Genomic DNA, 24,002 nt, shown 5'->3' with positions numbered 1-24,002 from the left:
GGCCAATCCGGGAATCCCTAGAGTCCACAGGACCTAGGCGCCCCGCCATAAGAAAAACCGCCGCGGCAGCGCCACGGCGGTTCCATCCCGCGCAACCACCGAACCACCGGGCCTCGCGGCCCGGCGGCGGATCAGCCCTGGCGGGCCTTCAGGCGGGGGTTCTTCTTGTTCAGCACGTAGATGCGGCCGCGACGGCGCACGACCACGCAGTTCTTGTCGCGCGTCTTGGCGGATTTGAGGCTGTTGCGGATCTTCATGACGCGGACTCACTGATAGGCGAAAGGGTTGCGGCGGGCGCGAGGGCACCTGTCGGGGAGGGCGGGGGATAGGCGAAGCCCGGCGTCGAGTCAATCACGGGCGGCTCAATCCGCCGCCAGCCGCCCGGCATCCGCCGCGGCCTGACGGAGGAACCCGTCCCGCGTCTGCGGCAGCTTCCGCCCCAGGATCTGCTCCGCCACCTGGGTCCGCAGCACCTGGGCGGTGCCACCGGCGATGGCGAACATCCGGGCGTCGCGCAGGATGCGCTCCATCGGATTCTCCCGGCTGTAGCCGGCGGCGCCCCAGACCTGCAACGCGGCATTGGTCACCTCGATGGCGGCATCGGCCGCCATCACCTTGGCCTGGGCGGCGGCCAGCCGGTCCGGGAAGCCGTTCGGCCCGGCGCTGCGGGCGGCCCGCCAGACCAGCGCGCGGGAGGCCTCCAGCCTGATCGACATGTCCGCCAGCATCCAGCCGAGTCCCTGGAATTCGGCGATCGGCCGGCCGAACTGATGGCGCGTCCGGGCGAAGTCCAGCGCCCGCTCATAGGCGCCGGCGCCGAGGCCGAGGGCGACCGTCGCGGCGCCGACCCTCTGGCCGTTGTAGGCGTCCATCAGCTTGCCGAAGCCCCGGGCGAAGCCGCCCGGCGGGGCGAGCAGCATGTCGTCCGCGACACGCAGGTCCCGGAAACGGATCTCCGCTTCCGGCATGCCCTTCAGCCCCATCGAGGGGATACGGCGGTGGATCACCAGCCCGGCCGGGTCGCGCTCCCCGCTGCGGACCACCAGGAAGCCGCCGATGCCGAGTTCCCGCCCGTCCTCGAAGGCGCGGGCGAAGATCAGGTGCAGGCGGGAGATGCCTCCCCCCGTGATCCAGTGCTTCTCGCCGTTGATGACCCAGCCGTCGCCGCGCCGGTCGGCCCGGGTCGCCATCTCGGTCGCGGCCGAGCCGGCGCCCGGTTCGGTGATGCAGATGGCGGGCTTGTCCCCGGCCAGGACGAGGTCGGCGGCGATGCGCTTCTGCGCCGCCGTGCCATAGGCCATGATGGCGCCGAGCGCCCCCATGTTGCTCTCGACCGCGATGCGGCCGCAGACGGCGCAGGCCTTGGAAAGCTCCTCGATGACCAGGGCGGCATCGAAATAGGTCAGGCCGGGGCCGCCCCATTCGCGCGGAATGGTCAGGCCCATCAGGCCGGCGTCCCGCATGCGGGCGACCATCGGCCAGGGATACTGCTCGGTCCGGTCGGTCTCCGCCGCCTGGGCGGCGGCGGCCTCGGCCACCGCACGGGCACGGTCGAGCAACGCCTGCTGATCCTGCGTCAGGCCGTCATCCATGGCGTGCTGCCTCCCCGGGATTGCAATCCTGTTATGCCACCTGGATCGCAGCGGCAATGGCGGGGGCGAGGCTGCGGAATTCCGCGGCCCTCGGGCTGCGGGCCCGCCAGGCGAGGGCCAGGCTGCGGCTCGGAGGGGCGGTGGCCCCATCGGGCAGCGCCAGCGGCCGGACCTCCACCGCCGCCCCGGCGAGGACCCCGCCTTCCAGCGACAGCCGCGGCAGCAGGGTGACCCCGAGGCCGCTGGCGACCATCTGCACCAGGGTATGCAGGGAGGTGGCGGCGAAATTATCCTCGGCCGGCACGACCCCGCGCGGCAGGCCACAGGCATCCAGCGCATGGTCCCGCAGGCAATGCCCGTCCTCCAGCAGCAGCATGCGCTCCGCGGTCAGCGCCCCCACCGGCACCCGGTCCCGTGCCGCCAGCCGGTGCCCGGCCGGCAGCGCCGCGAGGAAGGGGTCGGCGGCGATCGGCAGGGTCTCGGCATCGCCGCAGGCGCAAGGCAGCGCCAGCAGCAGCAGGTCCAGCCGCCCGGCCTCGAGCTGCGCCACCAGCCTCTCCGTCTGGTCCTCCCGCAGCCACAGCCGCAACCGCGGGAAGGCGGAGCGCAGCGCCGGCATCAGCCGCGGCAGGAGGAAGGGGCCGATGGTCGGGATGACCCCGAGCCGCAACGGGCCCGAGAGCGGGTCGCGCGCCGCGGCGGCGGTCTCGGCCACCGCCTCCAGGGCCGACAGGGCGGTGCGGGCGCGGCTCACGACCTCGAGTCCCAGCGGCGTGAAGACCGGCCGCTTGGCGGTGCCGCGTTCCAGCAGATGCGCATCCAGCTGGCGTTCCAGGGCGATGATGCCGGCCGAGAGGGTCGACTGGGTGACCGCGCAGGCCGTCGCGGCGCGGCCGAAATGGCCCAGGTCGGCCAGTGCCAGGAGATAGCGGAGCTGCTGCGGGCTGGGCAGGGAGATCATCGGGCGGGGCGATCAGGCATGGGCGCTGCGCGTTGGGGGCGTCCCCAGGGCGCCATGGCGGGAAGCGACGCGCTCGCCTCCCCTTCGTGCCCGCCGGCCGCACGGTCGAGACGAGACTGCCTTATTGATCGATGCATTCAATCATAATGCCAAAAACTATTCATTAGACCGATGAGCTGGCGGAGTCCATATATGGTGCAGCGCAGTACGAGATGCGCGCCCACATCGAAGGGACCTCCTGCATGCTCACCGTTGGCGACAAGTTTCCCTCCTTCGCCCTGACCGCCGTCAAGGGCGGCGCCGAGGGCCTCAAGGGTCCCGGCGTCTCCTTCGTCGACATGACCAATGCGACCGATGCCGGCAAGTGGAAGGTCGTCTTCTTCTGGCCGAAGGACTTCACCTTCATCTGCCCGACCGAAATTGCCGCCTTCGGCAAGCTGGCCGGCGAGTTCGCCGACCGTGACGCTGTGGTCTACGGCGTCAGCACCGACAGCGAGTTCGTCCACCTGAACTGGCGCGTGCACAACGAGGACATCCGCAACCTCGAGATCCCGATGCTCGCCGACCTGAAGCGCGAGCTGTCCGAGGCCCTCGGCATCCTCGACAAGGACGCCGGCGTGCCGTTGCGCGCCACCTTCATCGTCGATCCGGACGGCACCATCCAGTGGGCCTCGGCCAATGGCCTGAACGTCGGCCGCAACCCGCAGGAAGTCCTGCGCGTGCTCGACGCTTTGCAGACCGACGAGCTCTGCCCCTGCAACTGGACCAAGGGCCAGGAAGCCCTCGACGCCCAGAAGCTGTTCGAAGCGGCCTGATCGCCCTTCCGACCGCCTCCTCCCGCGCTCCGGCGCGGGAGGGGTGCGCCGAGCCGGTCCGCCAGGCCGCCTCCGCCCACCCCGACAATCAGACCCCATTGGAAGGAATCCCGCCATGTCGCTGGAAGCCCTGCGCAACCGCCTGCCCGATTATGCCAAGGACCAGAAGCTGAACCTGGGCAGCCTGGCCACCGAGCCGACCCTGACCGAGCAGCAGCGGGCCGGCACCTTCATCGCCTCCGCCCTCGCCAGCCGCAACACCGAGGTGATCCGCGCCATCGTCGCCGAATTCGGCCCGAAGCTGAGCCCGGATGCGCTGACCGCGGCCAAGGCGGCCGCCTCCATCATGGGCATGAACAACGTCTACTACCGCTTCACCCATCTGGTGCCCGGCACCTACGGGACCATGCCGGCCAAGCTGCGGATGAACATCATGGCCAAGCCGGGCGTCGAGAAGGCGGACTTCGAGCTTTGGTCGCTCGCGGTCTCCGCCATCAACGGCTGCGGCATGTGCATGGAATCGCACGAGAAGGTCGTGGTCGGCCACGGCGTCTCGAAGGATGCGGTCCAGGCCGCGGTCCGCATCGCCAGCGTGGTCCACGCCGTGGCGGCGACGCTCGACGGCGAGGATGCGATGGCCGCCTGATCCCCGGCCCGGCAAGCCTTCCAGGCGCCGGCTCCCGAGGCTTAAGCCGGTCTTAACCCGCCTCCCCCATCCTTGGACCCGATCCGAGGATGGGGTGTTCAGATCGATGGTTTCCGACGCTGCGACCCTCGCTCCAGCGACGCAGCGCCGCGTGACAGATCGGGAACGCTTCCTGACCTTCGCCCTGGCCGCGGCCGAGATGCTGCTCGAAGCCTCGCCGGATGGCCGGATCGCCTTCGCCGCCGGCGCCTTCCAGAGCCGGCTCGGTCAGCCGCCGGAGGCCTGGATCGGCCACCACGTCCGGGAACTGGTGACCCTGCCGGACCGGGCCAGCTTCGACCTCGGCTTCCATACCCTGCTCGCCAGGGACCGGCTGGCGCCGACCGGCTACCGCCTGGCCAATGCCCAGGCCACGCCGGTCTCGATCGGCGGCCTGCGGTTGGTCGGCCCGGATGCCGACCGGCTCTGCCTCACCATCGCCGTGACGCCCGGCCATGGCGTCCGGCCGAACCTGGCCGATGGCCCGGCCTTGCGCGAGGCCGCGGAGGCGGAAGCCCGAGCCGACCAGCCGCGCGGCACCCTGGGCCTGCTCGAGATCCAGGCCGCCGGCCCCATGCCGGCGGCCGAGATCGATGCCGTCCTCCGTGGCAGCCTGGCGGACTGCCTGGGCTCGGACAGCCTGGCGGGGGAGTTGGGCGGCGGGCGCTTCGGCGTCGTCTGCGCCTCCGCCGCGGATGTCGGGGCGCTGGGCGAACAGGTCGCGCGGATTCTGGCCGATGGCGGACATGCCGCTGCCGTCGCCACCCGTGCGCTGCCGCTGGACGACAGCGGGCTGACGCCGATGCAGGCCACCCGCGCGCTGCGCTATGCCCTGGCCGCCTTCGCCAAGGGCGGCATGGCGAAGGTCGCCGCCGCCGGCTTCGACGACGGCCTCTCCGGCTTCGTGGCCGCCGCCTGCGCCCGCGGCAACTGGCTCCGCCGCGCCATCGCCGACCGGCGCTTCAGCCTGAGTTTCCAGCCGATCGTCGCGCTGCAGTCCGGCGACACCCACCACTACGAGGCCCTGCTGCGGCCGGAGGCTGAGCCCGATGCGCCGGTCCAGGACCCGCAGGACTTCGTCACCTTCGCCGAGACCATCGGCCTGTCCGAGGAGCTGGACTGGGCCGTGCTGGGGGCCGTCTGCGGCGCCGCCCGCACGGCCCGGGGCACCCGCATCGCCGCCAACCTCTCCGGCTTCTCCCTGCAGAGCCCGGGGTTCCGCGACCGTCTGCTGGCGCTGCTGGACGCCGAGCCGCTGCTGGCCCAGCGCCTGCTGCTCGAGATCACCGAGACCGCCGAGATCGACGACGAGGCGGAGGCGATGCGCACGGTCGCGGCCCTGCGCGAGCGCGGCGTGCCGCTCTGCATCGACGACTTCGGCGCCGGCGCCGCGGCCTTCCGCTACCTGCGCATCCTGCGGGTGGACTACGTGAAGATCGACGGCCTCTACGTCACCAATGCGATGCGCAGCAGCCAGGACCGCACGATCGTCGCCGCGATGGTCGACCTGGCCCGCGGCCTTGGCGCCAGGGTGGTCGCCGAGCACATCGAGACGCCGGAGGAAGCCGCGCTGATGCGCGACCTGGGGGTGGACTACGGCCAGGGGTGGCTCTTCGGCCGGCCGGCGCCGCTGCCGCCGCAGCGCTGACGCGGCCTTCCCGCCGCGGTCGCAGCAAGGCGCCGGTCAGGCCCATTCCGCCGCGACGTAGCGGTAGCCTTCGCCGTCGCGGGCGATATGCCCGGCCGCGGGGAAGGGGAAATGGTAGCCCACCACCTTCACCCGGTCCGTCGCCACCCGGTCGAGCACCCGGCGCCGCGCCGCCTCCGCCATGACGGCGTCGAATTCGAACAGCGAATGCAGCCCCGGCTGCCGGGCGAAGAGCTCCGGCCGGTGCGTGGTATCGGCCAGGATCGCCAGTTCCTCCCGCCCGTCGGCGACGTGGAAGACGCTGTGGCCGGGGGTGTGACCATGGGCCGGAATCGCATGGATGCCCGGCACCACCTCGGCATCCGGGGCGAAGCGGCGGATGCGGCCCCGGTAGGGGGCGAAGCGCTTGGCGACATTGGCGAAATTCACCCGCTGTCCCTCCGGGCTACGGGTCTCGTTGCCCGGGTCGGCCCACCAGTCCCACTCCCGATCTGCGATGGCGATCTCGGCGTGGGGGAAGACCGCCGTCCCCTCCCGCGTGGTCAGGCCATGGATATGGTCCTGGTGGCAGTGGGTGACGATCACCAGCCCGACCTTCGCCGGATCCAGCCCCGCCGCGGCCATGTTCGCCGGGACGAGGCCCGCGGTCGCGCTCATCTGGCCGCCGGTGCCGGCATCGAAGGCGATCAGCTGGCGCCCGGTGTCGACGAAGGTGACGGTATAGGCGCCGTCGTAGGTGTCGGTCGGCAGGAAGCTCTCCGCCAGCACCTCCCTCACCCGCTCGACCGGGGCGTTCCGCACCAGCCCCTGCACCGGGCGTCGGTTGAAGCCGTCGTAGACCGTGGTGACGGTGAAACCGCCGACCGCGAAGCGGAAGAAGCCCGGCGCCTGCGGCAGGGGCGCGGCCTGGGCCTGGGCCTCGGACCCCGTGGCCCGGATCAGCGCCGGCGCGGCAAGCGCCGCGGCCAGCGCAGTACGACGTGAATTCGGCATGCCATCCTCCCGCAATCGGCGAGAGGATGGCATGGTCCCGCCGGCCTAGGCCACCCGGTGCGGCGGCTCGGTCCCCTTCAGCAGCACCGCGTCGAGATTCTCGAGCGCCCGGTTGCCCATGGCGTCCCGTACCTCGATGGTGGCGCTGCCGAGATGCGGCAGCAGGGCCACGTTCTCGAGCGTCAGGTAGCCCGGGTTCACCTTCGGCTCGCCGTCGTAGACATCGAGGCCGGCGCCCCGGATATGGCCGGACTTGAGCGCGGCGATCAGCGACTCGTCGTGCACGGAGACGCCACGGCCGGAGTTCACCACCAGGCTGCCCTTCTTCATCTTGGCCAGCCGCGCCGCGTTCAGCCAATGGCGGTTGGCATCGCCGCCCGGCACATGCATCGAGATGATGTCGATGGCGCCGAGGAAGCTGTCCTCGTTGTCGTGGTAGATGGCGCCCTGCTCCACCTCGGGCGGCAGCTTCTGGATGTCGCGGTAGTGGATCTCCATCCGGAAGCCGCGCGCCATGGCCGCCAGCTCCCGGCCGATCCGGCCGAAGCCGAGGATGCCGAGCTTCTTGCCCTCCAGCGTCACGCCCAGCAGCTGGGTCGGCGCCCAGCCCTTCCACTGCCCGGCGCGGACCATCCGCTCCCCCTCCCCGGCCCGGCGGGCGGCCATCAGCATCAGGGTGAAGGCGGTCTCGGCGGTGGCGAAGCTCAGCACCTCCGGCGTGTTCACCACCGTGATCCCGCGCGCCTTGGCGGTGGCGATGTCGATATGGTCGAAGCCGACGCTGAAGGTGGCGATCACCTTCACGCTGTCCGGCAGGGCCTTGATGCAGGCGGCATTCAGCTGGTCGCCGGCGGCGCCGAAGACGCCGACGGCGCCGGCCTCCTTGGCCCGGCGGGCGATCTCCGCACCGTCGGTGGACCAGGGCTCATCCCGCGGGTTCAGCTTAGCGTCGTAATCGCGGGAGGCACGGGCTTCGATCGCCTCGGGCAGCTTGCGGGTCACCAGCAGGACGGGCTTCGCCATGGTTCGTCTCCTCGGATTATCCCCTGTCCTAGCAATCCGGCGGCCGTCTTGCCAGCCGGGGCGGCCGGAGGCAGGGTCGCGCCACGCATTACGGGAGCAGACGGACATGGATCTGGGATTGAAGGGGCGCCGCGCGCTCGTCATGGGCGGCACCAAGGGGCTCGGGCGTTCCATTGCCGATGCCCTGGCCGCCGAGGGCGCCAGCATCGTCATCAGCGGCCGCGACCAGGGGCGGCTGGATACGGCAGCGGCCGAGCTGAAGGCGGCGGGCGCCGCCGCCGCGAGCGGCGTGGTGGCCGACGTCGCCACCCTCGCCGACATGGACAGGCTGGCCGATGCCGCGGTCGCGGCACTCGGCGGCATCGACATCCTGGTGCTGAACCACGGCGGCCCGCCGCCCTGCACCGCGTCGCAGATCACGGTGCCGGCGTTGCAGGAATGGTTCCAGCACATCGTCGCCTCGCCCATCCACATCACCAACCGGCTGCTGCCGGCGATGCGGGAGCGCGGCTGGGGCCGCATCATCGTGGTCGGCAGCACCGGCATGCAGCACCCGATCCCGACGCTGGCGCTGTCCAACACGCTGCGCGCCTCGATCTGGGGCTGGCTGAAGACGCTCTCGGGCGAGGTCGCCAAGGACGGCGTGACCATGAACGTGCTGGCCCCGGGCACCATCCTGACCGACCGCGTCACCCAGACCACCACGGTGCGGGCGAAGCAGCTGAACGTCTCCTTCGACGAGGCGCTGGCCAAGGCCTCGGAGGAGATCCCGGCCGGGCGGCTCGGCACGCCGGACGACTACGGGCCGATGGGCGCCTTCCTCGCCAGCGAGAAGGGGGCCTATATCACCGGCAGCATGATCCGGGTCGATGGCGGCCGCGTGCGGGGGATGGTCTAGCCAAGGCTGCCACCGCGGCGCGGGTCTTGCTCGGCCCGCGCCGCCAGGAGACCAGAGATGCTGCCCAATCTGATGCCCGATGTCGAACTCGCGGAAAAGCTGTTTGCGGAGCTCAAGGCCCGCAGCTTCGACGGGGTCGGCATCACCCGCGAGGCCTATGGGCCGGGGGAGCGCATGGCGCATGCCCTGGTCAAGGATGCGGCAGAGGCGATCGGGCTGGAGAGCAGGGCCGACCCGGTGGGCAACCTCTTCCTGACCCTGCCGGGGACCGACCGCGCGGCGAAGCGCGTCATCCTCGGCAGCCACCTCGACAGCGTGGCGCAGGGCGGCAATTTCGACGGCGCGGCCGGGGTGCTGGCCGGGCTCGCGGCGGTCGCCGGCATGCAGCGGGCCGGCTTCACCCCGGCGCGGGACATCACCGTCATGGCGATCCGCGCCGAGGAAGCCGGGGCCTGGTTCCCCACCAGCTACCCCGGCAGCCGCGGCGCCCTCGGGACCATGCCGGCCGCCGACCTCGCGGTGCGGCGCATGGACAATGGCGTGCCGCTGCGCGATGCCATGCGGGCCGAGGGCTTCGACCCCGGCTTCGTCGAGCGCGGCGAGAAGAGCATCGGCCCGGAGAGCGTTGCCGCCTATCTCGAGGTGCATATCGAGCAGGGGCCGGTGCTCGACGCCGAGGAGATCCCGGTCGGCATCGTCACCGGCATCCCCGGCAGCCGCCGGCTCCGCGCCGGCCGCGTCACCGGCGAGTACAACCACTCCGGCGGCACCCCGCGCAAATATCGCAAGGACGCCGCCATCGCGCTCGCCGACCTGGCCGTGGCGCTCGACGATGCCTGGTGCCGGCTGGAGGCCCAGGGCCACCGCATGGTCTGCACCTTCTGCACCCTGGCGACCACCGCCGAGGCCGGCTTCACCAAGATCGCCGGCGAGGCCACCTTCATGCTCGATGTTCGGGCGGTGAACCTGCACAGCTGCGACCTGCTGTTCGAGGTGCTCTACGCCAAGGTCGCCGAGATCGAGGCGCGGCGCGGGGTCAAGTTCGACCTCGGGCCGGAGGGCGGCAGCCGGCCCAGCCCGATGGATGCGGGCGTGCAGGCCGGGCTCACCCGCGCCGCCGCGGCGCTCGGCATTCCGGCGCTGGTGATGGCGTCTGGCGGCGGGCATGACGCGGCGGCCTTCGCCCAGACCGGCATTCCCGCCGGGATGCTCTTCGTCCGCAACCAGCACGGCAGCCACAACCCGCATGAGGCCATGCGGATGGACGATTTCGGAAAGGCCTGCGCCGTCGCGCAGCGCTTCGCAGCGGAGTTCGGGATTTGAGCGCCAAGCTTGCCGTCGATATCGGCGGGACCTTCACCGACCTGGCCATCGAGGATGGCGACCGGCGCTGGACCGCCAAGGTGCTGACCACCCCCGCCGCGCCGGAGCTCGGCGTGCTGGAGGGCGTCCGCGTGGTGCTGGCCAATGCTGGCCTCGCCGCCTCGGACATCACCCTGGTCATCCATGGCACGACGCTTGCGACCAATGCCGTCATCGAGCGCAAGGGTGCGAAGACTGCGCTGATCACCACCGAGGGCTTCCGCGACGTCCTCGCCCTCGGCAACGAGAGCCGCTACGACCAGTACGACCTGAACATCGAACTGGCGCAGCCGCTGGTCCCGCGCCGCTGGCGCCTGCCGGTGACGGAGCGCCTCGACAATACCGGCCGCGTGCTGCTGCCGCTCGATGAGGCGGCCGTCGCGGCCCACGTCGCCTTCATGCAGGCGGAGGGCATCGAGGCCGTTGCCATCGGCTTCCTGCATGGCTTCGTGAACCCGGCGCATGAGAAGCAGGCGGCCGCCATCATCCGCCGGCTCTGGCCGGGGGTGCCGGTCTCGCTGAGCTGCGAGGTCTCGCCGGAGATGCGGGAATGGGAGCGCTTCAGCACGACGGTCGCCAATGCCTATGTGCAGCCGCTGATGGCCAGCTACCTGAAGCGGCTCGAGGTCGGGCTGCGGGAGGCAGGGCTCGGCTGCCCGCTCTTCATGATGCTCTCGGGCGGCGGGCTGACCACGCTGGAGACGGCGGCGCGCTTCCCGATCCGCCTGGTCGAGAGCGGCCCGGCCGGCGGTGCCATCTTCTCCGCCCATGTGGCCAAGCAGCGCGGGCTGACCAAGGTGCTCTCCTTCGACATGGGCGGCACCACGGCGAAGATCTGCCTGATCGACGATTACCAGCCCCAGGCCAGCCGCACCTTCGAGGTCGCCCGCGTCGGCCGCTTCAAGAAGGGCTCCGGCCTGCCGCTGCGCATCCCGGTGATCGAGATGGTGGAGATCGGCGCCGGCGGCGGCTCGATCGCCGCGGTGGATAGCATGGGGCGGATCACCGTCGGGCCGGAGAGTGCCGGCGCCGATCCGGGCCCGGCCTGCTACGGCCGCGGCGGCACCAAGCCGGCGGTGACGGATGCCAACCTGACGCTCGGCCGCTACGACCCGCTGCTGTTCGCCGGCGGCAACCTGCGGCTCTACCCCGAGCCCTCGCGCGATGCCCTCGCCGCCGAGGTCGGCGGCAGGCTCGGCCTCTCCGGCGAGATGGCGGCGCTCGGCGTGGTCGAGATGGTCGACGAGAACATGTCGAATGCCGCGCGGGTGCATGCGATCGAGAGCGGCAAGGGCTTCGGCGGGCGGACCATCATCGCCTTCGGTGGCGGCGGACCGGTGCATGGCTACCGGGTCGCGGAGAAGATCGGGGTGAAGCGGATGCTGGTGCCGAGCGGCGCCGGCGTCGGCAGCGCCATCGGCTTCCTGCGGGCGCCGGTCGGCTATGAGGTGGTGAAGTCGCTGTATCAGCGCTTCGCGTCCTTCGACGTGCCGGCGGTGAATGCGCTGCTGGCCGGCATGGCCAACGAGGCGGCGGCGGTGGTCGCAGAGGGCGCCTTCGGGGCGCCGACCCGCCAGATCCGCATCGCCTACATGCGCTACGTCGGCCAGGGCCACGAGATCGCCGTGCCCTTGCCACCGCGCGACCTGACCGAGGCCGATGTCCGGGACATCCGCGCGCTCTACGACGTCGAGTATTCCCGCTTCTACGACCGCCCGGTGCCCGGCAGCGACGTCGAGATCATGAGCTTCGCCGTCACCGTGGCGACCGTCGCCGAGCCGGTGGTACCCGCCGCCGCGGTGGAGGACGCCCCTTCCCCGGCGCCGATCCGCTACCAGGCGGTGCGCGACACCACCAGCGGCGAGGTGACGGACTGGGCGGTCTATGACCGCGGCCAGATGGCGCCCGGCTGCACCGTCCCCGGCCCCTGCATCGTGGCGGAGGCGGAGACCAGCACCCTCGTGGGCCGCGGCTGGGTGTGCCGCATGGATGGCCTTGGCTACCTCGACCTGACGCAGGAGGCTTGAGCATGAAAGATACCGGGGCCCTCGCCAAGATCCAGCGCCAGATCCAGTGGAACCGCCTGATCGCGGTGGTCGAGGAACAGGCGCAGACCATGATCCGCACCGCCTTCAGCACCACGGTGCGCGAAGCCGGTGACCTCTCCGCCGGCATCTTCGACCTGCAGGGCCGCATGCTGGCCCAGGCCGTCACCGGCACGCCCGGCCACGTCAATTCCATGATGGAGAGCGTGGGCCATTTCCTGGCCAAATTCCCGGCCAGCACGATGCAGCCGGGCGACCACTACATCACCAACGACCCCTGGCTCGGCACCGGCCACCTGCACGACCTGACGGTGGTCACTCCGGCTTTCCGGAACGGCCGGATCGTCGGCCTCTTCGCCAATACCGCCCATATCATCGACATCGGCGGCCTCGGCATGGGTCCTGAGGGCCGCAGCGTCTTCGAGGAGGGGCTCTACATCCCCATCGTGAAGTGCTTCGACCGCAACGTGCCGAACGAGACCTTCTTCGACTTCATCCGCGTCGGCAGCCGCACGCCGGTCGAGCTCGAAGGCGACATCTACAGCCTGTGTGCCTGCAACGACGCCGGCGCCAAGCGGCTGGTCGAGATGCTGGACGAGTTCAGCATGGACAGCCTGGACCCGCTGGCGGAGTACATCTTCTCGAGCTCGCTGCAGGCGACGCTGGAGGAGATCGCCAAGCTGCCGCGCGGCACCTTCAGCGGCTCCATCAGATCGGACGGCTACGAGTTCGAGGTGACGCTGCAGGCGGCGATGACCATCCAGGATGACCGCATCGTGGTCGACTACGCCGGCACCTCCGGCCTCTCGACCCGCGGCATCAACGTCCCCCCCGCCTATTGCCGGGCCTATTCCTGCTTCGGCATCAAATGCGTGGTCGCCCCCGAGGTCCCGAACAACTGGGCCTCGCTCAGCCCCTTCCACATGGTGATCCCGGAGGGCTGCATCCTGAATGCCCCCCGCCCCTATCCGGTCAGCGTCCGCCATGTGGTGGGCCAGCTGCTGCCCGACCTGATGATGGGCTGCCTGCACCAGGCGGTGCCGGCGCGGGTCAATGCCGAGGGCTCCTCCGCACTGTGGAACCCGCCGCTCCGCGGCGGCTCCCAGGTCTCCGGCCAGAATGCCGAGACCGAGGATTTCGAGATCATCACCTTCAACTCCGGCGGCACCGGCGCGCGCCCGACCAAGGACGGGCTGGACGGCATCGCCTTCCCCTCGGGCGTCCGTACCATGCCGGTGGAAGCCACCGAGAACGTCGCCCCGGTGATCTTCTGGAAGAAGGAGCTGCGCCCCGACAGCGCCGGCGCCGGCCGCACCCGCGGCGGCTTCGGCCAGATCATGGAGATCGGCGCCAAGGGCGATGCCGAATTCGCGGTGAACGCCATCTTCGACCGCGTGGCCAACCCGCCCAAGGGCCGCGAGGGCGGCGGCGAGGGCGCCGCCGGCTGGGTCGGGCTGAACGACGCCAATGGCACGCCGCTGCGGACCAAGGGCTTCCAGATCATCCCCAAGGGGAAGCGTCTGCTGCTGAAGCTGCCGGGCGGCGGCGGCATGGGCGACCCCAAGGCACGCGACCCGGCGCTGGTGGCGCGCGACGTGGCGGATGGGCTGGTGAGCCCGGCTGCCGCCCGCGACATCTACGGCGTGGATGCCTGACACCCGCGCCGTGAACCATCACCACCGGGCGCGGCCAGTCTAACGATACTTTGTTGTTACGACGCGCCGCATTCGTGCAGGATCATGGAGAACACTGCTGGGCCCCAGCGGATAGCCCGGCGATCGACCAGACCGGGGAGACCCGTCCATGATTGCGATTTCGCGCCGCGACCTAGTCCGTGCCAGCGCAGCACTGGCTTGCGTCGGTTTCGCCCGGGATGCGGCCGGGGCGACAACGCCCCGCATCGCCGCCCCGGTGGTGGACAGCCTCACGATCCAGGTGGTCACCGATGGCAACCACGACATCTTCATCAGCGGCGCCCAGGTGCCGGGGGTGCGGATCGAGCGGGTACGCGGGCAGGGTGGCCGCAACGAGCGCCGGGCATTGCGGAGCGAATGGGGCCTTTCGCTCTGGATGACATCAATGTGCGGGACGGAGCAGAAGCGGTTCCTGCTCGATTTCGGCTGGACCGGGGAGACGCTGAACAACAATCTCGAGCTGCTCGGCCTCGATCCGGCAACACTCGACGCGCTGATCCTGAGCCATGGGCATCTCGACCATTTCGGCGGCCTGGACGGTTTCCTCGAGCGGCACCGCCCGCGCATGAAGGAGGATATGCGCCTCTATCTCGGTGGGGAGGACGCCTTCTGCCAAAGGATGATCGCAGCCGGAAACGGCGCCTTCAGCACCTTCGGCCGGCTGGACCGGCCAGCCCTGGCCGCCGCTCGCATCCGGCCGATGCTCTCGGAAGACCCGCAGGTGATCGAAGGCCATGCCTTCACCACGGGTGCGGTGCCGAGGGTCAGCCAGGAACGCGTCCTGCCGAACAGCTATGTTGTCTTTGGCCAGCAGGATGGCCTCGGCTGTGATCCGGCCCAATACGCCGGCCATCATTTCACCCCGGCCGAGCTTGGCGGGCAGCCGCTTCCCGACCAGCACCTGCACGAGCATGGCACCTGTTTCAACCTGCGCGACCGAGGCTTGGTGGTCGTCACCTCCTGCGGCCATGGCGGCCTGCTCAACACCATCCGCCGCGCCCGGGCAGTGACCGGTATCGAAAAGGTGCATGCGCTGATCGGGGGCTTCCACCTGGCGCCGGCGCCGCAGCCCTATCTCGACAGCATCATGGCCGAGCTCAAGACGATGGATGTGGACCACGTCTTCCCCATGCACTGCAGCGGCCCGAATTTCCTCGAGACTGCGAAGCGCGAAATCCCGCAGGCTCTGGTGCTCTGCACCACCGGCAGCCGGTTCAGCTTCGGCGTCTGAACCGGCGATGGAGGCATAGCTGCCAAACATGTGCCTGCTGCGTCATCACCCCCGCCGCAGGCTCTCCACCATCGCCCCATAGACCAGGTTCTTCCAGATCATCCGGGTCCTGACCCGGTTGCTCGGCCCCTGCGCCATCAGGATCGCCACCAGCCCCTCGGCCCGGTCGATGGTGAAGCTGGTGCCCCAGGCGCCGGCCCACATCGCATCCCCGGCGCTGCCCGGCGCGGTGCCCATGCCATCGGCCAGCCGCACCGCGAAGCCCAGGCCGAAGCCATAGCCCGGCCCGGTCGAGGCCATCGGGCTGCCCGCCATCCCGACCGTATGGTTGGTCTGCATGAAGTTGACCACCGGCGCCGCCAGGTAGCGCCGCCCGTCCAGCGTGCCATTGTTGCCCATCATCAGGGCGAAGCGGGCGTAGTCGGCGGCGGTCGAGACCAGCCCGGCGCCGCCCTTGAGGTAGCTCGTCTCCCGCTCATCGCTCAGGATGCGATAGGCGCGCCACATGCTTTCCTTCTGCGGGTCGCTGTCCGGCGCTTCGGCCAGCCTTGCCCGCTTCGCCTCCGGCACGAACCACCCCGTATCCCGCATGCCGAGGGGGCCCAGCAGCCGTTCCTCCAGCGCCGCATCCAGCCGCTTGCCGGCCACCCGCTGCACCAGCAGCCCCAGCACGTCGACCGCGATGGAGTAAAAGAATGTCGTACCAGGCTGGAAGGCGAGCGGGATGGTGCCGAGCCGCTTCAGCATCTCGTCGCCGGTGATCGCCTCGCGCCCCGCCTCGATGTTGTTCTCCTCATAGGCCGACTTGATGGCCGGCGAGGGTGCCGCGTTGGAATAGACGAAGCCGGCGGTATGCCGCAGCATGTCGTGGATGGTCGGTGCCCGGCTTGGCGCCACCAGCTCCGTCTGGCCGTCGCGCGTCACCTCCACCTTCAGGTCGCGCAGTTCGGGCAGCACGCCGGCGATCGGGTCGTCGAGCTTCATGCGGCCTTCCTCGACCAGCATCATCGCCAGGGTCGAGACCAGCGGCTTGGTCATGGAGGCCTGAAGGAAGATCGAATCCCGCGCCATGCGCTTCGTCTTCGCCGCATCCTGGTGGCCATGCGCTTCGTGATGGATGATCTCGCCCTGGCGGGCGATCAGCGTGACGGCACCGGGGAAGGAGCCGCGCTCGGCCTCGGCCTGCATGACGCCGGCGATGCGGGCCAGGCGGTCGCGCGCGAAGCCGCGGACCAAGGGACTCGGCGGCATGGCGCCCGGCGGCCGTGGCAGGGCGGTCTGCGCCGCGGCCGGCAACGCGGCGGTGGCCAGGCCGGCCATAGCGCCGGCGAAGGCCGGGCGCCGACCGAGGTTGGTGGTGCTCATGGACGTCTCCTCTCCTGGCCGGGTCTGCGCCCCGCCGGGCATGATGCTGCGCCCGGCGGGGGTGCCGGGCAAGCGGGCTGGCGGCGGGACGCCCGCCGCCCGCTGCCCTCAGCCGCGCACCAGCGGGCAGCCGCCCTCGCCGATCGGGCGGAAGGCATCCTCCGCGCCGACGCTGCTGACCAGCTTGTAGTAGTCCCAGGCGCCCTTGCTCTCGCCCGGCGCCTTCACCTCGAAGAGGTGCGCGGGGTGGATCTTGCGGCCGTCCTCGCGCACCCGGCCGGGGCCGAAGCAGTCGTCGTCGGTCGGCATCGCCTTCATCCGCTGCACCACCTCGAGCCCGCTGGCCCTGGCCCGCTCGGCGCCGAGGTCGGCCACGGCCTTCAGGTAGTGCAGCGCCCCGGAATAGGTGCCGGCATGCTCCTGGTTCGGGTAGTTGGCCGGCGTCTTGGGCTTCACCCGCTCAAGGAAAGCGCGGGTGCGGTCGTTCATGTCCCAGTAGAAGGTCTCGCAGACCGTCAGCCCCTGCGCCACCTCGAGGCCCATGCTGTGGATGTCGGTGACGAACATCGGGATGCCGACCAGCCGGGCCCGTCGCGTCACGCCGAATTCGCGGGCCTGCTTGATGCAGTTGATCATGTCGCCGCCGGCCATCAGCAGCCCCACGACCTTCGCCCGGCTCGACTGCGCCTGCAGCAGGAAGGAGGAGAAATCCGCCGTGCCCGGGAAGGGGAAGCGCGTCCCGCCGACGATGCGGCCGCCGGCGGTGCCGACGAAGCGGGTCAGGTCGCGCTCCATCTGGTGGCCGAAGGCATAGTCGGCGGTGATGAGGAACCAGCTGTCGCCGCCGGCCTTCACCGTCGCCTGGCCGACCGAGTTCGCCAGCATCCAGGTATCGGCGGTCCAGTGGATGGTATTGGCCGAGCAGCGCTCCCCGGTGATCGCCGCGCTCAACGCGCCGCTGTTCATCTGGACCTTGTTCTTCTCCTGCACCAGCCCGGCCAGGGCGAGCGCGATGGAGGAGTTGTTCACCTCGCAGATCATGTCCACGCCGCGCTGGTCGATCCATTGCCGCGACATCGCCATGGCGACATCCGGTTTGTTCTGGTGGTCGCCCTGGATCACCTCGACCGCGATCCCGCGCGCGGCCAGGCCGCTGTCCTCAACCGCCTGCTGGACGCAGGCGACGGCGGTGGGGCCCGAGGTATCCCGGTAGGGGCCGGAGAAATCCGCCAGCACTGCGATGCGGATGGGCGCCGCGGCCTGGGCGCGTGCGCCGCCGGCGGTCAGGAGCGAAGCGCCGGCGGCGCCAAGGCCGCCCAGCAGTTGGCGGCGGTCAAGTTGCGTCATGATGGTTCGTTTTCTCCCTTGGACGGGGAGCTACCTGCCTTCGGCCGGGCGGGAATGGCAAGCGGCGATCCGCTGCGGCCTTTCCCCCGCAGGCGCGGCCGGGTAACCCTACAGCGGACCGATCCCGCCCGACCACCTTGCCAGGAGCCCCGACGCATGGCCCTCCGCTGCGACCTCATCATCCGCGATGCCACCCTCTTCGACGGCACCGGCGCCCGCCGCAGCGTCGGCGATGTCGGCGTCACCGGGGACCGCATCACCGCGGTCGGCGACCTCGGCGCCGCCAGCGCAGACCGCGAGGTGATCGCCACGGGCAAGGCGCTGGCCCCGGGCTTCATCGACGCCCATACCCACGACGACCGCGCCGTGCTGATGGGCTGCGAATGCCTGCGCTGCAAATCGAGCCAGGGCGTCACCACCGTCGTCGTCGGCAATTGCGGCGTCTCGCTCGCCCCTCTGGTCACCGACAAGCGCCCGGTCTCGCCGCTCGACCTGGTGGGGGAGGATGGCTGGTTCCGCTTCGGCAGCTTCGGCGATTATGCCGAGGCGGTGCGCCGCAGCCCGGCGGCCGTGAATACCTATGCCCTGGTCGGCCACCAGACGCTGCGCTACCGCGTCATGGGCGACGACCTCTACCGCCCGGCGCGGGACAACGAGATCGCCCAGATGCGCCAGATCGTCGCCGAATCCCTGGCCGAGGGCGCCTCCGGCTTCTCCACCGGCCTCTACTACAAGCCCAACATGCATGCGACGACCGAGGAGGTGATCGCCGTCGCCGAGCCGCTGCGCGCCGCGGGAGGCATGTACTTCACCCATATGCGGGACGAGGCCGACCACGTCTGCGCCTCGATCGAGGAGACGCTCAAGATCGGCAAGCGGCTCGGTGTGCCGGTGTGGATCAGCCACCACAAATGCTCGATGCCGGAGAACTACGGCCGCAGCGTGCAGACCCTGGCGCTGCTGGAGGCCTCGGTCGCGCTGCAGGAAGTCGCCTACGACATGTACCCCTACCCGGCCGGGTCGACCGTGCTGATGCCGGACCGGCTGCGGGACGACGTGCGGGTCATCATCACCTGGTCGGTGCCGCATCAGGAATTCGCCGGCAAGGACCTGTCCGAGGTCGCCCGCGGCTGGAACATGGACCAGCGCGCCGCGGCGGAGAAGCTGATGCCCGCCGGCGCCATCACCTTCCAGATGGACGAGGATGACGTCCGCCGCATCATGGCGCATCCGATGTCGGTCATCGGCTCGGACGGCATCCCGCATGACGCGCATCCCCATCCCCGCCTCTGGGGCACCTTCCCCCGGGTGCTCGGCCTCTATTCGCGCCAACTCGGGCTGTTCGACCTCGAGACCGCCATCCACAAGATGACCGGCCGCACCGCGGCGCTGTTCGGGATGGAGGATCGCGGCGTGCTGCGCGCCGGTGCCTATGCCGACCTCGTGCTGTTCGACCCGCACAAGGTCATCGACCGCGCGACCTTCGAGGACCCGAAGCAGGAATCCGAAGGCATCGAGGAAGTCTGGACCAATGGCGTCCCGACCTTCCGCGCCGGCACCGGCCTGACCGGCGAGGCCCCCGGCCGGCTCATCCGCCGCCACCGGGCGTGAGCCTGGCGCCCGGCCCGGCGCCGGTCACCGGTGCCGGCGGGTGACGATGCAGCCGCCCCCCCTGCCGCGCGCCCTGATCCTCCGCACCGGCCTCCTCGCCGCCGTGGCGATCCTCGCCTGGCTCGGCCACGGCGGCGTGGCGACCCAAGGGCGCCGATAGCGCGGCGGCTTGGCGATCCGGCGCGGCGGCGCTAGGCATCGGCAACCGAGGAGACACCCCGACCATGGCCACCGCAGCCGAACGCATCGTGGAATTCCTGGCCGCCCAGGGCATCGACCGCGCCTTCTGCGTGCCGGGGGAGAGCTACATCGCCCTCCTCGATGCGCTGCATGCCCATGCCAGCCTGGACCTCGTCACCTGCCGCAGCGAAGGCGGCGCCGGCTTCATGGCGGTCGCCGATGCCAAGCTCACCGGCCGCCCCGGCGTGGTGCTGGTCTCGCGCGGCCCCGGCGCCTGCAACGCCTCGATCGCCGTCCATACCGCCGAGCAGGATGCGGTGCCGCTGATCCTGCTGGTCGGCCAGGTGGAGAAGCGCGACCTGCGGCGCAACGCCTTCCAGGAGATCGACTACGCCAACATGTTCCGCGGCGTGGCGAAATGGGTGGGCGAGGTGACCGACCCCGACCAGGCCCCGGAGTTCATCGCCCGGGCCTATGCGCAGGCCATGGGCGGCGTGCCCGGCCCGGTGGTGCTCTCCCTGCCGGAGGACGTGCTGGCGATGGCCTGTGCCGCCCCCCTGATGGCCGCGACCCTGCCGAGCCCCCTGCCCCCGGCCCCGGCCGATGCCGCCCGCCTCGCCGCCCTGCTGCGCGGCGCCGCGCGGCCCATCCTGCTCGCCGGCCACGGCTTCGAGGCGCCGGGCGGGCGCGAGGCCTTGCTGGCCTTCGCCGAGGCCTGGCAGCTTCCCGTCGCCGTCTCCTTCCGCCGCCAGGATCTCTTCCCGAACGACCACCCGCTCTATGCCGGCGATCTCGGTCTGCGGAACCCGGATGCCCAGCGCGCCGCCTTCGCCGAGGCGGATCTTGTCCTGGCGCTGGGCACCCGGTTGACCGACATCACCACCCAGGGCTGGAGCTGGCCGGCGGCCGGCCAGCGCCTCGTGCATGTCTGCGCCGACCCACACTTCCTCGGTTGGCTCTTCCCGGCCGAGCTGGCCATCGCAGCCGATGCCCGCGCCACCATCGGCGCCCTCGCCGCCGAGGCCCCCGCCGCCGCCCCCGGCCGCGCCGCCTGGTGCGAACGGCTGCGCGCCCTCCATGTCGCCGATTGCGGCGTCGTCCCGCGCGACTTCGCCGATGGAATCGCCTTCGCGGAGGTCGCCAAGCTGATCGAGCGCGTCGCCGCGCCGGATGCCATCGTCACCCTCGATGCCGGCACCTTCGGCGCGCCCTTCTACCGCAAGGTCGGCTGGGTGCCGCCGCAGCGGCTGGTGGTGCCGGTCTCGGGCGCCATGGGCTTCGGCATCCCGGCCGCCGTCGCCGCGGCGCTGCGCTGCCCGGGGCGGCAGGTGATCGGGTTGGTCGGCGATGGCGGGGCGCTGATGACCGGCGCCGAATTCGCCGTCGCGGTGGCGCGCGGGGCGGCGGTGAAGCTCATCCTCTCCGACAACGGCAGCTACGCCAGCATCCGCATCCACCAGGAGAAGGCGCATCCGGGGCGGGTCTCCGGCACCAGCCTGATCAACCCGGACTTCGCCCAGTGGTGCGCCGCCTTCCGGGTGCCGGTGACGGTGGTGGAGAGCAAGGCGGATTTCCCGGCCCTGGAGGCGGCGCTGGCCGCGCCCGGGCCGGCGGCGGTGGTGGTGCGGACCTCGCTGGAGGCGGTGCTGCCGCAGCGGCTGGCCGCCGAATGAAGGCCGTGCGGCCAGGCATGCCCGGCCGCACGGCGTCAGTCCCGGATCAGGAGAAGAACCACTGCCCGGTCTCGGCGTAATTCGCCAGAACCCGCTCGGCGGTCGAATTCCAGTCGATGGTCTCGCCGAGCTGGAACTGCTCCAGCACGTAGCGGCCCAGCTCGGCTTCATCGGTATAGGTGCGCCCGCTACCGGCCACGGCCTGCCCCTCGGCATTCAGCACCACGTCGCGCTGGTCCGACAGGGCCAGCGTATCCTCGGCATTGGCGCCGGCGGTGTAGAGCGGCACCAACTGGTTCGAGTGGTTGTTGCTGAACCAGGCATATTCCGGCACGCCATCGCCATCCTGGTCCGGCAGCACGGACTGGTAGGGAATGGTGGCACCATCGGGGCCGAACAGCAGATGGTCATGGTCGGCGGTGACGATGAGCAGCGTATCCGCCCAGGTCGCGCGGCTCTCCCCCGAGCCGACCCAGTCGACGACGTACTGCACGGCATCGTTGAACTCGATGTATTCCTCGATCATGCGGCCGAAGTTGTTCGCATGCATCGCCCGGTCCACCGCGCCGCCCTCGATGGAGATGTAGAGGCCATCCTCATCGGCATTCAGCCGGTTGAGCGCCGCGGCCGAAAGCTCGGTCAAGGTGGGCGAGGTATCGAGCCGCGGCACGGAGAAGGGGATTTCCGTCTCGCCCGCCGGGCTGGCGCCGGAGCGGTAGAAGTTGCTGCCGGTGAAGGCCTGGACCAGCATCGCCAGGCGCTCGTCCGTCGGCTCGCCGCTGCCGGCGGCGATGATCTCCGCGCGGTCCTGCAGCAGATCCCACGTCCCGCCGTCGGAGGAGGCGTAGCTGCCGTCCCTCAACGCATTCCAGACCTCCGGGCCGACCCACTGGTAGTTCGGCGTCGCGCGGAGCTGGCCATCGTCGTTGTAGTCGGGATTGCCGGTTCCGGCGATCACGTCGAGGACGCCGGCGCCGAACATCTCGGCCGCGATATCCTGGGCGTTGGAGCGGGCTACGTTATGGGCGCCGCCACCCGCCGCGGGAGTCGCATCCGAGAACTGGACCGTGGACACGACGCCGGTCGCCTTGCCCAGCGAATGCGCCAGCTCCGCGGTCGAGCGCTGCGCATCGCCGCTGCCGTCGACGTTGATGGCGTTGTTGTAGGTCTTCTGGCCATCCGAGATCGCCGAGGCGGTGTTCCCGGAATCCGGATAGGTCGCACGGTTCCAGTCGTAACCGGCGAAGCCGCGCTGATAGCCGGCGGCATTGGTGCCGGCCACGGGCGTCGCATCGTAGTTCTGCGCCGGGTCGTAGACCACATCCGGGTTCTGCTCATCGCTGCCCGGCACCGTGCGGGTATCGAGCGGATAGACCGACTGCATGGCGTTGGTGAAGCCGGGTCCGTCGACGACCAGCGACCCCACCGCGCCGCCGCGCGCATCGCCGGGCTGCAGGCCCTGGAGGTAAAGCCGCGTGGCCTCCAGCGTATTGGCGCCGGCCCCGTCCGCAATCATCAGGATCACGTTCTTGATCGGGCTTAGCGTGGGAAATGCAATGTCCGCACCTGCGGTAGTGATGTCGCTCATGTCTGCTCCGGTTCGGTGCGCCATCCACGGGGCCTCCGAACCACTATTCATGGGAACAGCTGATCTAGTCTGACGAAGTTGATCCCGTGGCAGTTTTATGATGTTCCATGCTTGAACTATGGGAACTTGCTTCTTTGACTATCTTCAGTTGTATGTCCGGCCCCAAATTTAAATCCGGACTATTGCCGATGCACTGAATGCCGCTTCACCGAACAGCGCCCGAACCCGGTCGGGCCGCGGCCCTTGCCGCGAGCACCGGAGTCGCGGCGCCCCCGTCCCACGCGCGCCTTGCCCTCACCGCATCCCCCGCCAATCCCCCGCCGCCGCCCGCAGCGCCACCTCCTGCTCCAGCAGCCCCAGCACCACCGTCACCGCCCGGGACGGCACCCGGTCCGGCGGCAGTGCCAGCACCACCTCCCGCCGCGGCACCGGCCGCACCAGCGGCGCCACCCGCAGCCGCCCGGCCGCCTCCTCCACCCGGATGGCGGAGCGCGGCAGCACTGCCTGGCCCAGGCCACTCTCCACCAGCTCCTTCAGCACCCCGAAGCTATCGGCCTCGAAGGCCACGTTGAGCGCGATCCCGGCCCGCCCAGCGGCGGCCTCGACGATGCGGCGGAGGCCATGCTGGCGGCTCGGCAGCACCAGCCGTTGCCCGGCAAGCTCGACGAAGGGCACCGCCTCCGGCCCGATCCCGCTCCCGGCAGCGCCGACCAGCACCATCTCCTCGATCAGCAGCGGCATCACCCGCAGGTGCAGCGCCGGCGCCGGGCCATAGAGCAGGGTCGCATCGGTCACCCCGCGCTGGACCCATTCGATGAGGTGCCCGGTATAGCCCTCGACGATCCGCAGCGAGATGCCGGCATGGTCCCGCGCCACCCGGCGCGCCAGCGGCCCGGCGAGGACCGAGCTGATGGTCGGCATCATCCCCAGCGCCACCTGCCCGCTGACCGCGCCGGCAAGGCTGCGGACCTCGGCGATCGCGCCCTCGAGCTGCCGCACCGGCCCGTCGATCCGTTCCAGCAGCGCGCTGCCCGCCTCGGTCAGCTGCATCCCCCGCCCGTGCCGGGCAAACAGCGGCACCCCCACCTCCGCCTCCAGCAGGCGGATCTGCCGGGACAGCGCCGGCTGCGCCAGGTGCAGGCGGTCCGCCGCGCGGCTCAGCGAGCCCGCCTCGGCCACTTCGCGGAAGGTACGGAGTTGCTTCAGGTCCATAGGACCAAGGTATAGCAGCCGACTATAGGTGCTATCGGCGTTTTCGAATTCCTCGATGCCTCCAGAAAGCCCAAGGTGC

19 protein-coding genes are annotated in these 24,002 nt (G+C 70.6%); 10 read left to right on the top strand and 9 right to left on the bottom strand.

Annotation, left to right across the window (positions count from 1 at the left end; translation table 11 throughout):
* Positions 1 to 131: 131 nt before the first annotated feature.
* The 3 genes from ykgO to QWZ14_RS26180 all read right to left on the bottom strand — a co-directional run bounded on the left by ykgO (position 132) and on the right by QWZ14_RS26180 (position 2,553).
* Positions 132 to 257: a type B 50S ribosomal protein L36 gene (ykgO, locus tag QWZ14_RS26190; RefSeq protein WP_133287551.1), complete on the bottom strand. Its 126-nt coding sequence runs from the start codon at positions 255 to 257 to the stop codon at positions 132 to 134.
* A 105-nt stretch (positions 258 to 362) separates the two neighbouring features.
* A complete protein-coding gene (acdA, locus tag QWZ14_RS26185; RefSeq protein ID WP_290319956.1) occupies positions 363 to 1,592 on the bottom strand; it encodes a 3-sulfinopropanoyl-CoA desulfinase in 1,230 nt (409 codons plus the stop codon).
* Positions 1,593 to 1,623: 31 nt separating this feature from the next.
* Complete coding sequence (locus QWZ14_RS26180; RefSeq protein WP_290319955.1) at positions 1,624 to 2,553, bottom strand: hydrogen peroxide-inducible genes activator; 930 nt, start codon at positions 2,551 to 2,553, stop codon at positions 1,624 to 1,626.
* Between the two features lie 242 nt (positions 2,554 to 2,795).
* Between QWZ14_RS26180 and QWZ14_RS26175 the strand changes: the two genes are divergently transcribed.
* The 3 genes from QWZ14_RS26175 to QWZ14_RS26165 all read left to right on the top strand — a co-directional run bounded on the left by QWZ14_RS26175 (position 2,796) and on the right by QWZ14_RS26165 (position 5,701).
* The gene (locus QWZ14_RS26175; protein ID WP_290319954.1) at positions 2,796 to 3,368 is read left to right on the top strand and encodes a peroxiredoxin; all 573 of its coding nucleotides are present in this window, start codon (positions 2,796 to 2,798) and stop codon (positions 3,366 to 3,368) included.
* A gap of 115 nt (positions 3,369 to 3,483) precedes the next feature.
* Entirely contained in the window at positions 3,484 to 4,014 is a 531-nt protein-coding gene (locus QWZ14_RS26170; protein WP_290319953.1) for a carboxymuconolactone decarboxylase family protein, read from the top strand.
* A gap of 151 nt (positions 4,015 to 4,165) precedes the next feature.
* Positions 4,166 to 5,701 (top strand): sensor domain-containing phosphodiesterase, encoded by a 1,536-nt coding sequence (locus tag QWZ14_RS26165; RefSeq protein ID WP_290319952.1) that lies wholly within the window; start codon positions 4,166 to 4,168, stop codon positions 5,699 to 5,701.
* Between the two features lie 36 nt (positions 5,702 to 5,737).
* Here QWZ14_RS26165 and QWZ14_RS26160 read toward each other — a convergent pair whose 3' ends face one another.
* Together QWZ14_RS26160 and QWZ14_RS26155 are read right to left on the bottom strand one after the other, a co-directional pair.
* The gene (locus QWZ14_RS26160; RefSeq protein ID WP_290319951.1) at positions 5,738 to 6,694 is read right to left on the bottom strand and encodes an MBL fold metallo-hydrolase; all 957 of its coding nucleotides are present in this window, start codon (positions 6,692 to 6,694) and stop codon (positions 5,738 to 5,740) included.
* Positions 6,695 to 6,739: 45 nt separating this feature from the next.
* Positions 6,740 to 7,717 (bottom strand): 2-hydroxyacid dehydrogenase, encoded by a 978-nt coding sequence (locus QWZ14_RS26155; protein ID WP_290319950.1) that lies wholly within the window; start codon positions 7,715 to 7,717, stop codon positions 6,740 to 6,742.
* A 106-nt stretch (positions 7,718 to 7,823) separates the two neighbouring features.
* Here QWZ14_RS26155 and QWZ14_RS26150 point away from each other — a divergent pair, with 106 nt between their 5' ends.
* From QWZ14_RS26150 to QWZ14_RS26130, 5 genes are all read left to right on the top strand, one after another.
* Complete coding sequence (locus QWZ14_RS26150; protein WP_290319949.1) at positions 7,824 to 8,615, top strand: SDR family oxidoreductase; 792 nt, start codon at positions 7,824 to 7,826, stop codon at positions 8,613 to 8,615.
* Positions 8,616 to 8,672: 57 nt separating this feature from the next.
* On the top strand, positions 8,673 to 9,938 hold the full coding sequence (locus QWZ14_RS26145) for a hydantoinase/carbamoylase family amidase (protein ID WP_290319948.1): 1,266 nt from the start codon (positions 8,673 to 8,675) through the stop codon (positions 9,936 to 9,938).
* Positions 9,935 to 12,004, top strand: coding sequence for a hydantoinase/oxoprolinase family protein (locus QWZ14_RS26140; RefSeq protein ID WP_290319947.1), 2,070 nt, complete (start codon positions 9,935 to 9,937; stop codon positions 12,002 to 12,004). The genes QWZ14_RS26145 and QWZ14_RS26140 overlap by 4 nt, the downstream gene beginning before the upstream one ends.
* A 2-nt stretch (positions 12,005 to 12,006) precedes the next feature.
* On the top strand, positions 12,007 to 13,677 hold the full coding sequence (locus tag QWZ14_RS26135; RefSeq protein WP_290319946.1) for a hydantoinase B/oxoprolinase family protein: 1,671 nt from the start codon (positions 12,007 to 12,009) through the stop codon (positions 13,675 to 13,677).
* 148 nt (positions 13,678 to 13,825) lie between these two features.
* Positions 13,826 to 14,947 carry an MBL fold metallo-hydrolase gene (locus QWZ14_RS26130; RefSeq protein WP_290319945.1) on the top strand — a complete coding sequence of 374 codons (1,122 nt, stop codon included), beginning with the start codon at positions 13,826 to 13,828 and terminating at the stop codon, positions 14,945 to 14,947.
* Between the two features lie 45 nt (positions 14,948 to 14,992).
* On the opposite strand, the gene QWZ14_RS26125 is transcribed toward QWZ14_RS26130, so the two are convergent.
* Both QWZ14_RS26125 and QWZ14_RS26120 read right to left on the bottom strand, forming a co-directional pair.
* Positions 14,993 to 16,312: a serine hydrolase domain-containing protein gene (locus QWZ14_RS26125; RefSeq protein WP_290319944.1), complete on the bottom strand. Its 1,320-nt coding sequence runs from the start codon at positions 16,310 to 16,312 to the stop codon at positions 14,993 to 14,995.
* Positions 16,313 to 16,420: 108 nt separating this feature from the next.
* Positions 16,421 to 17,659, bottom strand: coding sequence for an ABC transporter substrate-binding protein (locus tag QWZ14_RS26120; RefSeq protein ID WP_290319943.1), 1,239 nt, complete (start codon positions 17,657 to 17,659; stop codon positions 16,421 to 16,423).
* 156 nt (positions 17,660 to 17,815) lie between these two features.
* On the opposite strand from QWZ14_RS26120, the gene QWZ14_RS26115 reads away from it, so the two are divergent.
* Complete coding sequence (locus tag QWZ14_RS26115; RefSeq protein WP_290319942.1) at positions 17,816 to 19,270, top strand: N-acyl-D-amino-acid deacylase family protein; 1,455 nt, start codon at positions 17,816 to 17,818, stop codon at positions 19,268 to 19,270.
* 224 nt (positions 19,271 to 19,494) lie between these two features.
* The gene (locus QWZ14_RS26110) at positions 19,495 to 21,123 is read left to right on the top strand and encodes a thiamine pyrophosphate-binding protein (protein ID WP_290319940.1); all 1,629 of its coding nucleotides are present in this window, start codon (positions 19,495 to 19,497) and stop codon (positions 21,121 to 21,123) included.
* Positions 21,124 to 21,169: 46 nt separating this feature from the next.
* Here QWZ14_RS26110 and QWZ14_RS26105 read toward each other — a convergent pair whose 3' ends face one another.
* Together QWZ14_RS26105 and QWZ14_RS26100 are read right to left on the bottom strand one after the other, a co-directional pair.
* On the bottom strand, positions 21,170 to 22,711 hold the full coding sequence (locus QWZ14_RS26105) for an alkaline phosphatase (RefSeq protein WP_290319938.1): 1,542 nt from the start codon (positions 22,709 to 22,711) through the stop codon (positions 21,170 to 21,172).
* Positions 22,712 to 23,005: 294 nt separating this feature from the next.
* The gene (locus tag QWZ14_RS26100; RefSeq protein ID WP_290319937.1) at positions 23,006 to 23,923 is read right to left on the bottom strand and encodes a LysR family transcriptional regulator; all 918 of its coding nucleotides are present in this window, start codon (positions 23,921 to 23,923) and stop codon (positions 23,006 to 23,008) included.
* Positions 23,924 to 24,002 lie beyond the last annotated feature (79 nt).

Source organism: Paeniroseomonas aquatica (assembly GCF_030409335.1).
GTDB lineage: Bacteria > Pseudomonadota > Alphaproteobacteria > Acetobacterales > Acetobacteraceae > Belnapia > Belnapia aquatica.
Note: the sequence above shows the minus strand (reverse complement) of the source record. Positions and strands in the feature narration are given on the sequence as shown.

Excerpts from the sequence above, each read along its gene's own strand:
- QWZ14_RS26105 (WP_290319938.1), bottom strand. The coding sequence starts at position 22,711 with ATGAGCGACATCACTACCGCAGGTGCGGACATTGCATTTCCCACGCTA.
- QWZ14_RS26175 (WP_290319954.1), top strand. The coding sequence starts at position 2,796 with ATGCTCACCGTTGGCGACAAGTTTCCCTCCTTCGCCCTGACCGCCGTC.
- QWZ14_RS26125 (WP_290319944.1), bottom strand. The coding sequence starts at position 16,312 with ATGAGCACCACCAACCTCGGTCGGCGCCCGGCCTTCGCCGGCGCTATG.
- QWZ14_RS26135 (WP_290319946.1), top strand. The coding sequence starts at position 12,007 with ATGAAAGATACCGGGGCCCTCGCCAAGATCCAGCGCCAGATCCAGTGG.
- QWZ14_RS26145 (WP_290319948.1), top strand. The coding sequence starts at position 8,673 with ATGCTGCCCAATCTGATGCCCGATGTCGAACTCGCGGAAAAGCTGTTT.
- QWZ14_RS26110 (WP_290319940.1), top strand. The coding sequence starts at position 19,495 with ATGGCCACCGCAGCCGAACGCATCGTGGAATTCCTGGCCGCCCAGGGC.
- QWZ14_RS26120 (WP_290319943.1), bottom strand. The coding sequence starts at position 17,659 with ATGACGCAACTTGACCGCCGCCAACTGCTGGGCGGCCTTGGCGCCGCC.
- QWZ14_RS26100 (WP_290319937.1), bottom strand. The coding sequence starts at position 23,923 with ATGGACCTGAAGCAACTCCGTACCTTCCGCGAAGTGGCCGAGGCGGGC.
- QWZ14_RS26155 (WP_290319950.1), bottom strand. The coding sequence starts at position 7,717 with ATGGCGAAGCCCGTCCTGCTGGTGACCCGCAAGCTGCCCGAGGCGATC.
- QWZ14_RS26170 (WP_290319953.1), top strand. The coding sequence starts at position 3,484 with ATGTCGCTGGAAGCCCTGCGCAACCGCCTGCCCGATTATGCCAAGGAC.
- QWZ14_RS26115 (WP_290319942.1), top strand. The coding sequence starts at position 17,816 with ATGGCCCTCCGCTGCGACCTCATCATCCGCGATGCCACCCTCTTCGAC.
- ykgO (WP_133287551.1), bottom strand. The coding sequence starts at position 257 with ATGAAGATCCGCAACAGCCTCAAATCCGCCAAGACGCGCGACAAGAAC.
- acdA (WP_290319956.1), bottom strand. The coding sequence starts at position 1,592 with ATGGATGACGGCCTGACGCAGGATCAGCAGGCGTTGCTCGACCGTGCC.
- QWZ14_RS26160 (WP_290319951.1), bottom strand. The coding sequence starts at position 6,694 with ATGCCGAATTCACGTCGTACTGCGCTGGCCGCGGCGCTTGCCGCGCCG.
- QWZ14_RS26150 (WP_290319949.1), top strand. The coding sequence starts at position 7,824 with ATGGATCTGGGATTGAAGGGGCGCCGCGCGCTCGTCATGGGCGGCACC.
- QWZ14_RS26180 (WP_290319955.1), bottom strand. The coding sequence starts at position 2,553 with ATGATCTCCCTGCCCAGCCCGCAGCAGCTCCGCTATCTCCTGGCACTG.
- QWZ14_RS26130 (WP_290319945.1), top strand. The coding sequence starts at position 13,826 with ATGATTGCGATTTCGCGCCGCGACCTAGTCCGTGCCAGCGCAGCACTG.